The sequence below is a fragment of the Lactobacillus sp. C449L genome (assembly GCF_059900815.1).
The window spans coordinates 389,762-402,951 of the sequence record NZ_JBWXGA010000002.1 but is presented as its reverse complement, the minus strand read 5'-3'; the positions used below and the strand labels follow the sequence as shown (position 1 = coordinate 402,951).

11 protein-coding genes are annotated in these 13,190 nt (G+C 38.2%); 4 read left to right on the top strand and 7 right to left on the bottom strand.

Going from position 1 to position 13,190, the window contains the following annotated elements; genetic code table 11:
- Positions 1-10 precede the first annotated feature (10 nt).
- The 3 genes from mnmG to gnd all read left to right on the top strand — a co-directional run bounded on the left by mnmG (position 11) and on the right by gnd (position 5,477).
- Positions 11-1,906 carry a tRNA uridine-5-carboxymethylaminomethyl(34) synthesis enzyme MnmG gene (mnmG, locus tag AC2JF9_RS05250; RefSeq protein ID WP_500725743.1) on the top strand — a complete coding sequence of 632 codons (1,896 nt, stop codon included), beginning with the start codon at positions 11-13 and terminating at the stop codon, positions 1,904-1,906.
- A gap of 266 nt (positions 1,907-2,172) precedes the next feature.
- A complete protein-coding gene (gene spxB, locus AC2JF9_RS05245) occupies positions 2,173-3,984 on the top strand; it encodes a pyruvate oxidase (RefSeq protein WP_500725742.1) in 1,812 nt (603 codons plus the stop codon).
- Positions 3,985-4,091: 107 nt separating this feature from the next.
- Positions 4,092-5,477: an NADP-dependent phosphogluconate dehydrogenase gene (gene gnd / locus AC2JF9_RS05240; RefSeq protein ID WP_500725741.1), complete on the top strand. Its 1,386-nt coding sequence runs from the start codon at positions 4,092-4,094 to the stop codon at positions 5,475-5,477.
- 149 nt (positions 5,478-5,626) lie between these two features.
- On the opposite strand, the gene AC2JF9_RS05235 is transcribed toward gnd, so the two are convergent.
- Both AC2JF9_RS05235 and AC2JF9_RS05230 read right to left on the bottom strand, forming a co-directional pair.
- Positions 5,627-6,937, bottom strand: coding sequence for an NCS2 family permease (locus tag AC2JF9_RS05235; RefSeq protein WP_500725740.1), 1,311 nt, complete (start codon positions 6,935-6,937; stop codon positions 5,627-5,629).
- A gap of 130 nt (positions 6,938-7,067) precedes the next feature.
- The gene (locus AC2JF9_RS05230) at positions 7,068-8,375 is read right to left on the bottom strand and encodes an NCS2 family permease (RefSeq protein ID WP_500725739.1); all 1,308 of its coding nucleotides are present in this window, start codon (positions 8,373-8,375) and stop codon (positions 7,068-7,070) included.
- A gap of 223 nt (positions 8,376-8,598) precedes the next feature.
- Between AC2JF9_RS05230 and AC2JF9_RS05225 the strand changes: the two genes are divergently transcribed.
- A complete protein-coding gene (locus tag AC2JF9_RS05225) occupies positions 8,599-9,396 on the top strand; it encodes a Cof-type HAD-IIB family hydrolase (RefSeq protein ID WP_500725841.1) in 798 nt (265 codons plus the stop codon).
- Here the strand turns inward: AC2JF9_RS05225 and AC2JF9_RS05220 are convergent.
- From AC2JF9_RS05220 to AC2JF9_RS05200, 5 genes are all read right to left on the bottom strand, one after another.
- Positions 9,393-10,250 carry an amino acid ABC transporter substrate-binding protein gene (locus tag AC2JF9_RS05220; RefSeq protein WP_500725738.1) on the bottom strand — a complete coding sequence of 286 codons (858 nt, stop codon included), beginning with the start codon at positions 10,248-10,250 and terminating at the stop codon, positions 9,393-9,395. The two genes, AC2JF9_RS05225 and AC2JF9_RS05220, sit on opposite strands and share 4 nt — an antisense overlap.
- A complete protein-coding gene (locus AC2JF9_RS05215) occupies positions 10,240-10,905 on the bottom strand; it encodes an amino acid ABC transporter ATP-binding protein (protein ID WP_500725737.1) in 666 nt (221 codons plus the stop codon). Before AC2JF9_RS05215 ends, AC2JF9_RS05220 begins: the two co-directional genes overlap by 11 nt.
- 15 nt (positions 10,906-10,920) lie before the next feature.
- Positions 10,921-11,562 (bottom strand): amino acid ABC transporter permease, encoded by a 642-nt coding sequence (locus AC2JF9_RS05210; RefSeq protein ID WP_500725736.1) that lies wholly within the window; start codon positions 11,560-11,562, stop codon positions 10,921-10,923.
- Positions 11,563-11,764: 202 nt separating this feature from the next.
- Positions 11,765-12,451, bottom strand: coding sequence for a deoxynucleoside kinase (locus tag AC2JF9_RS05205; RefSeq protein ID WP_500725735.1), 687 nt, complete (start codon positions 12,449-12,451; stop codon positions 11,765-11,767).
- Positions 12,452-12,463: 12 nt separating this feature from the next.
- The gene (locus AC2JF9_RS05200) at positions 12,464-13,114 is read right to left on the bottom strand and encodes a deoxynucleoside kinase (RefSeq protein ID WP_500725840.1); all 651 of its coding nucleotides are present in this window, start codon (positions 13,112-13,114) and stop codon (positions 12,464-12,466) included.
- Positions 13,115-13,190 lie beyond the last annotated feature (76 nt).

The following is a 13,190-nucleotide window of genomic DNA, read 5'->3' as shown; positions in this document are numbered from 1 at the left end:
GGTGTAAAAAATGATTAAAAGCTACGACTCAAATGACTATGATGTAATTGTTGTAGGTGCTGGTCATGCAGGTAGTGAGGCAGCTTTAGCAAGTGCAAAAATGGGGCAGAAAACACTGCTGCTAACGATTAGCTTGGATATGGTTGCATTTATGCCCTGTAATCCGTCTATTGGTGGTCCTGCAAAAGGAACAGTGGTGCGGGAAATAGATGCCCTAGGAGGCCAAATGGGCAAGACTATTGATGCTTCTTATATTCAGATGAGAATGTTAAACACCGGAAAGGGTCCGGCAGTGCAAGCATTACGTGCTCAAGCAGATAAATGGCAATATCATGAACACATGAAAAACGTAATAGAAAATACGCCTAATTTAACTTTACGTCAGGCAACAGTTGATGAGTTAATTGTTGAAAATGGCGTTTGCAAGGGTCTGATTACCAATACCGGAGCACGATATTATGCCCATAGTGTGGTTTTGACTACTGGCACATCAGCTCGTGGTCGCATTTATATTGGCGAATTGAATTATTCTTCGGGTCCTGATAACACCATTCCAGCAATCAAATTGTCCGAAAATTTGGAAAAGCTTGGCTTTAAATTGCGTCGCTTTAAAACAGGTACGCCGCCACGTATTAACAGCAATACGATTGACTATTCCAAAACAGAAGAAGAGCCAGGAGACACCATTTCGCGTCACTTTTCTTTTGAAAGCAAAGACGAAGACTATCTTAAAGAACAAGTATCTTGTTGGATGACGTATACAAACAAAAGGACTCATAAAATTATTAATGAAAACTTGACCCGTTCCCCGATGTTTTCTGGAGAAATCAAGGGAGTTGGTCCCCGCTATTGTCCATCCATTGAAACAAAGATAGTCCGTTTCGCGGATAAACCACGTCATCAAATTTTCCTTGAACCTGAAGGAATAAATACTAAAGAAATTTATGTTGGAGATTTTTCAACTTCAATGCCTGAAGAAGTTCAGCTAGAGATGTTACATACAGTTGCAGGACTTGAAGATGCCGAACTAATGCGTCCAGGCTATGCGATTGAGTATGATGCGATTGATCCATGGCAATTAAAGCATACGTTAGAAACTAAAAACATTAAGAACTTGTTTACTGCTGGCCAAATGAATGGCACTTCGGGCTATGAAGAAGCAGCTGGCCAGGGTTTAATTGCTGGAATTAATGCAGCACGTCGTGCAGCTAATCAACCAGGGTTCACTTTGGGCAGAGACGAAGCCTATATAGGAGTTTTAATCGATGACTTGGTAACAAAAGGAACGGAAGAACCGTACCGCTTGTTGACTTCAAGAGCAGAATACCGTTTGATTTTACGCCATGATAATGCTGATCTTCGATTGACTGACTATGGCTACAATCTTGGTTTAATTTCTGAAGAGCGGTACTCTCGATTTTTAGCTAAAAAACAGCAGCTTGCTCAGGCTGAAGCAGCTATTAAGTCGATTACTGTACATCCCGACGAAAACGTGCAAGAGTACCTTGCAAGTATAGGTGAGGAAAGATTGAAAGCTGGCGTTAAGGCGGATGTCTTTTTAAGACGGCCTCGTGTGCAAGTTGAAGATATTGAAAAACTAACCGGAATGCGCATTTCACGTGAGCGGTATGTTAAAGAACAGATAGAAATTAACGTTAAATATGCTGGCTATATTAAGAAGGAGCAGCAGCAAATAGATCGATTGCATCGACAAGAAGCCAAGAAAATTCCGGTTGATATTGATTATGGAGCGATTGAAGGATTAGCAACTGAAGCCCGAGAAAAATTTGAGAAAATTCGTCCCGAAACGATTGCCCAGGCTGAACGAATCTCTGGTGTTAATCCGGCTGATATTGCGATTTTAAGTGTTTACGTTCAGAACGGACGATATGCGAAAATTAAGTAATTAGCTTAGTAAAAATTTAAAAATATTTTTCTGAAAATAATATACTAAAAAAATACAAAAAATTTGCCTCAATGATCAGATAATCACAAATATAATTATTGCTATTAACAAAAAACAACAAGTTATCTATATAACTTTGTGAAGTTAATATCTTTACAAAGCGCTTACATGTTTATGTAAGCGGTAATTTTACTTACTTGAAATTGTGAAATTATGTGTTTTAATACATTATGTAAGTAAATGTATTTAAGGAGATGCACTTTAAAATGGCAAAAATTAATGGCGCAAATGCCATGCTCCAAGTTTTATTGGACTGGCATATTGATCATATTTATGGTTTCCCAGGTGGTTCATTCGACTCAACTATGAATGCTATCCACGACTTTAAGGGAAAGATGAAGTATATTGAAGTACGGCACGAAGAAGCTGGTGCTTTAGCTGCAGCGGCAGAATATAAACTCACCGGCAAAATTGGTGTGTGCTTTGGTTCAGCAGGACCAGGTGCGGTTCACTTGATGAACGGTTTATACGATGCTAAGTACGATAAAGTTCCAATGGTAGCAATTGTTGCTAACGTTCCAACTAGTCGTCAAGACATGGACTTCTTCCAGGCATTTGATGAAAAGCCTTGGTTTGATCCGGTTGCTGTATGGAACCACCAAGTTAAGCGCGCAGAACAAATTCCTGCAATGATGGATGAAGCTATTCGTCAGGCATACGCTAAGAAGGGTCCGGCTGTTTTAATCCTTCCTAAGGACTTTGGCTGGGACAAGATTGAAGATAACTTCCGCGTAAACTACAACGCATTAGCAGCTGTTCCTAACTATGCAGCACCTAAAAAAGCAGATGTAGATGCAGCTGTTAAGATTCTTGCAGAAGCTAAGAACCCAGTTGTTTACTTTGGTTTAGGTATGAAGGGACACGGCGACGTTTTAGAAGCATTTGCTGAAAAATTCAAGACACCGTTACTATCTTCAGTTATGGCCAAAGGTGTTGTTGAAGACAAGTGTCCAGCATACATGGGTTCAATTGGTCGTGTTGCTCCTAAGCCAAGTGACGATATTCAAATGTTCGCTGATGCTGTGATTTGGGTAGGTAACGACTCGCCATTCTCACTATTCTTCTTCCAACCAAACGCTAAGGTTGTTCAAATTGATGTTGATTCAGAAAAATTAGGCAAACGTCATGCAGTTGATGTTCCAATTTTGGCTGATGGTGCTAAGACTTTGCAAGCAATTATTGACGCTGGTGAAGCCCGTGAAGAATCACCAATTTACAAGGCATCTATTGAAGACCGTAAGAACTGGGAAGATTGGGAGCACAGCTTTGATGATTCAGACGAAATGCCAATTCGTCGTGAACCAATCTTTGACATTATTAACAAATATGCTAGTGATGATGCTCAATTTGCTGTTGACGTTGGTAACATTAACATTGACTTCCAACGTTTGGTAAACCTACATGATGAACAAACTTGGGCAACTTCAGGTCTATACGCAACTATGGGCTTTGGCTCACCTGCTGCTGTTGCTGCTGCTACTGCTCGTCCTGAACGTGAAGTTTGGAACTTGAGCGGTGACGGTGGTTTCGCAATGATGAACCAAGAACTTTTAACTCAAGCACGCTACAACATGCACGTTATCAACGTTGTCTTCACTAACGAAACTTTAGGATTCATCGAAGCTGAGCAAGTTGATGAATCTCACCAACCATTGTCAGGCGTTATCATGCCTGACAACGACTGGGCCAAAGTTGCTGAAGGTATGAACGTTAAGGGCGTAACCGTACGTACTAAGCAAGACTTTGAGGACGCTGTCAAAGAATTCAAGCAAATGGATGGACCAATGTTGGTTGACATCAAGCTAACTCACGAGATGCCATACTCAACTGAGTTGAATACTCTCGATGACCCAGAATTTGTTAAGAAGTATCAAGCAGAAGGCTTGAAGCCATTTAGTTATTTTGCTGAAAAATATGGCGTAGTAGTAGATACTGCTTCAGGTGCTTCAGAAGCTGAAGAAGAACCAGAACCAGAGCCAGAAAAAACTGACACTACTTCAGGTGCTTCAGCACACTAATAAATATAGCTAAAAAAATGAAAAGCGAAACTTTTTGAAAGTTTCGCTTTTTTGTTAGCATACAAGTATAATAATAGAGTATGATTTTTAATTATGGAGGAATACAGATGCAACAATTTGGTGTTATTGGCTTATCCGTTATGGGTAAGAACCTTGCCCTAAACGTTAAGAACAACGGCTTCTCCGTTTCTGGTTTTAGCATTAATAAAAAAGAAGTTGATGCTTTTGCTAAATATCAAGATGACAAACTAAAACCGACTTATACTTGGGAAGAATTTGTTAGTTCTTTAGAAAAACCGCGCAAAATCTTAATTCAAATTATGGCTGGTAAGCCTGTCGATGAAACCTTACATAAATTGTTACCACTTTTAGATAAAGGTGACATTTTGATTGATGGTGGAAACTCCAACTTCCATGACACTAATCGACGCTTTCACGAAATGCAAAAGCATGGCATTCATTTTATCGGTATGGGTGTTTCTGGTGGTGAAGAAGGAGCTCTAAATGGCCCTGCACTTATGCCTGGCGGTGACGAAAAAGCGTATCAGGAAGTTGCCCCAATTATAGAAGCAATTGCTGCTAAGAATTCTGACGGTCAGCCCTGTGTGAGCTTTATCGGACCAGAAGGAAGCGGCCATTACGTTAAGATGGTTCACAATGGTATCGAATATGGCATTATGCAAGAATTTTCTGAGGTTTACGATATTTTACGTAAGGTTGCGAGAAAATCTAATGATGAAATGTCTAAAATATTTGCAACTTGGAATCAAGGGCTAGTTCAAGCATACCTTAGTGAAATTACTTCAGAAGTTTTAAAGCAAAAAGATGAATTGACTCCAGATCATATAATTGATCACATTTTAAACGTTGCTTCGTACAAAGGTACTGGCAATTGGATGCTCGAAGACGGCGTGCACCTTGGTGTTCCGATTAGTGTTATTGCCGAAGCAGTTATTAGCCGTTTCATGTCAAAGGCAACAACGCGTGAAGGCAAGGATGTTAAATGGACTGGTGATGTTCCAGAAGACTTGATTGATAATCTGGAAAAAGCTTTGCAATTAAGCCAAGCTGTTGCTTATGCTCAAGGCTTCCAGCAACTTAAGATGGCTGCTGATGCCTACAAGTGGAGCTTAAGTTATCCGGCAATTGCCCAGTCTTGGGAAGCGGGCTGTATTATTCGTTCATCAATGCTTAAAGATATTGAAAAAGCATTTGCTGATGGTAAGGAACTTGATAACATGTTCCAAGATCCATACTTTAATGATTTAATGGAAGCTGACCTCCCTGCTTTGCGGGAAGCGATTGAACTTGCTACTGTAGCAGGTATTCCAACTCCAACTTTGAGTGCGTCGTTAAACTACTTAGAGTCAATTTTTAATCCAAGTTTACCGGCCAACCTAATTCAAGGTCAGCGTGATTATTTCGGTGCGCACACCTACTTTAGAAATGATCGTGAGGGTGTCTATCATACTGAATGGTATGAAGAAAAATAATTGTGTTACACGTGTAACACATAACAAAAAACCAGTTAGCGTATAGCTCGACTGGTTTTTTTGTTTAATAGCTTATCTTAATTTTAGTAGAAAACGTACTGATATAAGTTAATTAAGGTACTCATTCAGCGCCGTACACTTCTAGCTTTTTACATGTTTGTCACTAAGAAGAAAATGATGAAAACAATAAGCAGAACATACATCATTGGCGAAACTTTTTTGGCTTGTTTTGAAGCAATCATCGTTATTGGATAAGCAATCATACCTAATGCAAGTCCATTAGATATGCTGTATGTGAGTGGCATTCCGATAACTGTTAGAAACGCGGGGAAAGCAATTTCAAATTTGTCCCAATTGATCTTTTTTAAGTTACCGGCCATTAGCACACCAACAATAATTAAAGCGGGAGCTGTAACGGCTGTTGGTATAACAGCTAATAATGGGCTGAAAATCATACTAATCAAGAAGAAAATACCAATGAAAACAGCAGTTAAGCCTGTTCGTCCGCCCATTGCTATTCCAGCACTTGATTCAACTGAAGTTCCAAGTGGAGCAGTACCAAGAACAGCTCCTTCAACCATTGCAAGCGAATCAGATAGGAAAGCTCTACCAATTCGAGGGATTTTTCCATCTTTGTCGACCATACCAGCTTGTTCAGTCATGCCGATTAGTGTCCCGGCGGTATCAAAAAAAGTAACCAACAAGAAGGTTAAAACGACCATAAACAACTGGGGCGTATTAATGTCTTTCAAATGAAAAATCGCTTTGCTAAAGGTAGGCGCGATACTAGGGGCGCTTGAAACTATCGCCTTTGGAATAGCAATTTGTCCGATAGCCATTCCAAAGATTGCTGTTACAACCATGCCAATAAAGATTGATCCAGAAATGTTCATTGCCATTAGGATAACCGTTAGTGTCAAACCGAAAAGAGTAATCCAAACTGTAGGAGAATTGAACTTTCCTAAAGTTACCAAGTTAGAATCACTGTTGACAATTAGCTTTCCATTTTGTAAACCGATAAAAGCAATAAACAAACCGATTCCAGCCGAAATAGCGTATTTTAAATCTTGAGGGATAGCATCAACAACTTTTTCTCGTAACTTTAAAATGGTAATTAAAATAAAAAGTATAGAAGCAACTAAAACTGCTGCGAGCGCAGTCTCCCAGTTAATATGCATCCCACCACAGACGTTATAAGCAAAAAACGCAGCGCTGCCAAGGGTAGGAGCTAATGCAATCGGGTAGTTAGCAACTAAGCCCATAATAAAGCAACCTACTGCAATTGAGATTGCGGTAACTGTGAATGCTGCCCCTTTATCAATTCCTGCAGCATGCAGAATACTAGGGTTAACAAAAAGGATGTAGGAGAGACTGACAAATGTTGTTAATGCAGCGATTAATTCTCGTTTGACAGTGGTATGAGCATCTTTTAAATGAAAGACTTTGTCTAATGTCGTCATTTTTCCTCCAAATAATAAATAAAAATGGTTAACAAAACTAGTTTAGCACAAGCTAAAGACCTTGAAGGAATATTTCCTAGACAACAAAAAAAGCAAGCTTTTTCAAGTTTGCTTTCCTTATATCGCAAATTTAGAAGTTTAACACCCACAGGAAAATAATAAAGACAACAAATAGTACCCACATCATTGGTGTTACTTCTTTTCCTCGTTTAGCTGCAAGCATACAAATTGGATAAGTAATTAGTCCCAATGCTAGACCGTCTGAAATTGAATAGGTTAGTGGCATACCAACTAAGATTAAGAATGCCGGAACTGCAATTTCCATTTTCTCCCAGTGGATATGAGCAGTATTTTGAGCCATTAAGACACCCACGATAATTAAAGCAGGTGCAGTTACATGAGTAGTGAATAAACCAAGCAGCGGGCTAAAAATCATTGAAATCAAGAAGAACATTGCAACAAAAACCGCTGTTAAACCAGTACGACCACCTACAGCGATCCCAGCACTTGATTCAACGAATGCTCCAACTGGTGAGGTGCCTAAAACAGAACCAACCATCATGGCAGTGGAATCAGAGGCTAGCGCTTTGCCAACACGAGGCATTTTATTATCTTTCATGAAACCTGCTTGTTGTGCTAAGCCAATTAAAGTACCTGCGGTATCAAAAAAAGTTACAAGTAAAAAGGTCAATACAACAACCCACATTTGCAGTGTATTAATATCTTTCACGTGGAAAATAGCTTGGCCAAAAGTTGGAGCAATACTTGGAGCAATAGAAACAACCTTAGAAGGTAAGGCAATCTGCCCAGTAATAACGCCAAAAATTGCTGCTAATACCATTCCGATGAAGATTGCACCAGGAACATTTAATATCATTAAAACTACTGTAACTAGTAAACCGAAAATTGTAATCCAAACTGCAGGGTCATGAAGTGATCCGAGCCCAACGAGTGTAGATTTGTTTGCAACTATCAGACCACCATCTTGCATTCCTAAAAAAGCAATAAACAGACCGATTCCAGAAGATATAGCAAATTTTAAGTCAGCTGGAATTGCGTTGATGATTTTTTCACGCAATTTAAACATGGTAATCAAGATGAAAAGAATGGAAGCGACAAAGACTGCAGCTAAAGCTGTTTCCCATGAAACATGCATACCGACACAAACAGTATAAGCAAAAAAGGCATTAATTCCTAAAGCAGGTGCCTCTCCAATGGGGTAGTTAGCAACAATACCCATTAGCGCAGTACCCAAAGCACTAGCTAGTGCTGTAGCGGTGAAAACTGCTCCTTTATCCATACCACTAGCACCTAGAACACTAGGGTTAACAAATAAGATATATGACATACTAATGAAAGTGGTTAATCCAGCAAGGAATTCAACTTTAACACTTGTTTTATACTTATCGAGTTGGAAATAATTCTTTATAAAATCCATTTAATCTCTCCCACAATATTAATGTTCGTGTTTAGTAAGAACTTTAGAACTATTACAGTGTATCATACGCAGAGATAAATGCAAATGCGAATTATATACAAAAAAAACATGAAATAAACAAGATTTACTAATGAGATAAACATTAGAGTAAATTGACCTATGGGGCAATTAGTTTGTAGAATTAGTTAAATCGCAATCTACCATTTTCATAAAAATGAGGTAAATTATGACTAAACTGCTTTTTTCCGATATTGACGGAACATTAATTAACACTCATTTAAAAGTTACGCCTAAAACGTGTGCCGCAATACGTAAGCAAATTGCTAACGGCAATATTTTTATACCTGTATCTGCTAGAATGCCACAGGCTGTTATGACGGTTGCAGGACAAATCACTGAGAAATGTCCTATGGTTGCTTATAATGGTGCTTTAGTCTTGGATGAAATGAGTCAAACTTTGAACTCGCAATACATGGCAGCAGAAATAGCAGCAGAAATTTGCTCCTACATTGAAAAAAAGAACAACAAAATTGCGTGGAATGTGTATAGTGGCAATAGCTGGTATTATTCCCCGGGAAATAGTTCTTTCTTGGTGGAAAAAGAAGAGCAAATAGTTAAGGTTAAAGCTAAACCAACCACTGCTCTTCAAATAAAAGAACTACAAGGCGTGCACAAGATATTATTTATGGGTGAACCAGATCAGTTGGAAGAAGTGCAGCTGGACATTAAGCAACGATACGCGGAATTAGTTTTAGTTAAGTCAGCTCCTAATCTACTTGAGTTGATGGTTAAGGGCGTTTCTAAGGGAAGAGGTATTCGTATAGCTGCTCAACATTTTGGCGTTGATCTGCAAAGTTGCTGGGCTTTTGGTGATAATTACAATGATGAATCAATGCTAACAGCAGCTGGTCATCCTTTTTTGATGGGGAATGCTCCCAGTGACTTGAAAAAGAAATTCGGAAACGTCACATTGGATAACAATCATGATGGCATTGCTGAAGTGTTAAACAGAATAGATTAATCTTTGCTAGTCGACTTTAATAATGGCGATTGAGCTTGCTTCCCGAACCATTTTTGATTAATACGATTTAAGGTGCCGTTTTGTGCGAGCACACCGAGAGCCTTATTGATTTTTTGCTGTAAAGTTAAGTCACTTTTACGCATACCAACCGCAAAGCCCTCTTTTGGGAAGGGGCTTTGGACTTCAGTATATAGTTCAGGCTTTTTTTGGTGCGAAATGTAGTAATTTGCATACGTACTATCAATTAAAAGTCCTTGAATTCGTCCAGCATTTAAGTCAATAAAGGCATTAGTGAACGAGTCATAAAGGATGGGTTCATGGTCTTTTATGCGATTTTTAAAAACTTTTGGATAGTTCATTACAGCATTATATCCTGAGGAGCCAGATTGAACTCCTAGTGTTTTATTGGTCATCGTCTTTGGACTGGTAATTTTGTTTTTCTTTAATGAGACCAAAACTTGCGTACTATATAAGTAGGTTTTACTAAAATTTACTTTAGCTGCGCGGGCTGGAGTTTTACTAAAGCCATTCCAAATTAGGTCAATGGTGCCGTTACGTAGCTCCGTAGTGTTCATTGACCAGTCAATTGTTTGGAAACTAACTTTTAAACCATATTGTTTGAAAACGGCATTTGCCAAGTCTACGTCATAACCGATTAAATGACCATTTTTTTGCTGAAAACCCATAGGAACAAAAGTATCGTCAACCCCAATAATGACATAGCCGCGCTGTTTTATTTGCAACCAATTATCAATCTGATTTGCTCTCCGGCTGACGGAAACCCCACTGCAAGCTGTCAAAAAGAATATACAAAAAATGAGCACTATTAAAGTTGGTAAATGTTTATTTTTCATTTAAATTTACCTTCTTGTTGTCTAGTGCACTGACTTTAAAAATACGATCAGCTACTTGCTTAGCAAACTCTTGATCATGTGTAACGACAATTTGGGTCATTTCTTTGCTATTCTTAAGGTGCAATATAATTTCACCAACTTTATTTCGTAAAGCCGGATCTAAGGCTGAAGTCGGTTCGTCATAGCAAAGAATTTGTGGTTCCATAGCAAGAGCGCGTGCGATAGCCACTCTTTGCTTTTGACCACCTGAAAGCTGATAAGGGTAAAGGTGCGCTTTTTCTTGCAAATCAAGCTCTTGAAGCAACTCTTGTGCTTTTGTGTTAGCTGCATCTTTGCTTTCTTTTAGCGCTAAAACCGGAGCCAATGTAATATTATCCAGTACGGTCAAATTAGGGAATAATTCGTAGTTTTGAAAAACTACTCCGATAATCTGACTGCTTTTATTAAACTCAGCTGGATCAAATTGCTGATTATTCCAAAAGAAATGTCCGGAGTCAACATGTTCTAACCCGCTTAAGCAGCGCAATAGCGTAGTTTTACCTGCACCAGATGGACCAACGATGGCTAAAATTTGTTTATCTGGAATAGCTAAATTAAGTCTATCTAAAATGATTCGTGAACCATATTTTTTGGTAATTTCTTTAAGTTCAAGCATGATAGCCACCTATGATTATTTCCACTTTGAGTAACTTTGTTCTATTTTCTTCAACAAATAGGATGTAATTCCTGTCATCATTAAATAAATTATCCCCACTAAAACTAGTGGAACTAGTGTAACGTCACGAGCCGTTGCAACGTTACCTGCGCGTAGCAACTCGCCTAATCCAATAACATAAACTAAAGATGTGTCCTTAACAAGATTAATGACTTCGTTACCGATTGAGGGGATGACAATTTTACTTACCTGGGGAATAACTACATAGCGTAGCGTTTGCCAGTAGCTAAGTTGCAAGACTTGTGCGCTTTCGTATTGACCGGATGGAACGGCTTGAAACCCCCCACGAAATATTTCAGCAAAATAAGCAGTATAGTTTAATATAAAAGCAAATAGCGCAGCGTTATAACGCTGGAAAATAATACCAATAATTGGCAAACCATAAAAAATGAAAATTAACTGCAGTAATAATGGTGTCCCGCGCATAATCCAAACATAGAACTTTAAAAATAAGCGTAGGACTTTAATATGTGAGAGTAATCCTAAACTAACAATAATTCCTAATGGAATGGAAATGATAATTGTCCAAAAAAATAAAAGCAAGGTCATTTTTGCGCCCGAAAGTAGAGAAGGCATGATTGAGATAATATAATTCATCTTTTTTCCTTTTTAATCGACTATTTGTGAATCAATATTACTTAGATAAAATTAAAAACACCTGAAAAAATACTTAGGACAATCATAACACATTTCCTCATTCAAAGGAAAATAAGTGATTATTCGACAAAAAAGTCATTTCCTCAGTTTTTTACTAAAGGAAATGACTTTGATTTTGATTAAGTTGATAAAAGGCAAATAATTATGCGTCTATTTTAATGTCAGTGGACTTGTCCCATGATTGAGGTAGTTTGCCCATTTCTTTTAACTTAGCTACTATTTGATCTAAAACGACTTGACGGTCGTGCTCGTTAGTCATAAAGTCGAGCTTATCACCGTCAATCTCCATTTTAGGAGAATAGTCGTATTTTTCATACCATGGCTTGTAATAGCGCAGTAGACGTTTGTAATAGTCTTCAAGGGTTGCGTCATAGCTAAGTTGCTCGTATGGACGGCCACGTTTTTGAATTCGCTTGAGCATCGTTTCGTATGATACATTGATATGAACAAGCAAATCTGGATTCTTTTTCGGCATATGATCAAGTTCACTCATCATGTTATTAAGCAACTCGTAATATGTATCGACTTCTTCTTCAGTTGCACGACCAATATCAGCGTTCATCTGGAAAAAGAGAGCATCCTCGTAAATTGAACGATCAAGTACATTATTATCATCAGTCAATGCATTTTTAATACTGCGGAAGCGAGTGTTTAGGAAAAACACTTGAAGTAAAAAGGCGTATTTTTTAGGGTCAGCATAAAAAAGTGGCAATACAGGATTGTCGTCAACACTTTCATAAAATGGTTTAGAGCCTAAATACTTGGCTAAAATACTGGTTAAACTGGATTTACCGGCACCAATTGGGCCACTTAAAACAATAACTGTCATCACGTTCCTTCTTTATTTCAAATTGCCAATTTCGTGCAATTTATTATCAATCTGGCTCAGGACTTCTTTTTTGGCTTTTTCATCACCAATAAAATCGTATTTATCACCATCAATTGCGATTTTTGGTGAAGCAGTGTAATTTTCATACCACGGTTCATAGTAGCGAATTAAACGGGCATAATAATCTTTTAAACTGGGATCCGAGCTTAGCTGTTCGTATGAACGACCACGCTTTTCGATGCGCTTAAGCATAGTGTCTAAAGATATTCGAATATAAATTAATAAATCAGGCTTTTTACTTGGATTTCCCGGAGTGTCTTCCATCATATTTTCAAGTAAACTGTCATAAATTTTGAATTCGGTCGGATCAGCTACCTTACTATCGGCGTTCATTTGAAAAAAGAGCGCGTCTTCATATATTGAACGGTCTGAAACACTGTTTTTTTCTTTAACTGCTTGGTTAATCTGGGCTAAACGGTGATTAAGTAAGTAGATATTGAGCAAAAAGGTATAGCGTTTCATATCTTGATAATAAAGAGGGAGGACAGGATTGTTATCAACTCCTTCGTAATAAGCTTGTGTACCTAAATGTTCAGCTAAAATACTGGTTAAACTGGATTTACCGGCTCCAATCGGCCCACTTAAAACAATAACTTGGATCACGTTCTTTCTAAAATACAATATATAGATTCTTATTTAGTTTAATACGAGATATAGTGGTACACAAGAAAAAAATTAA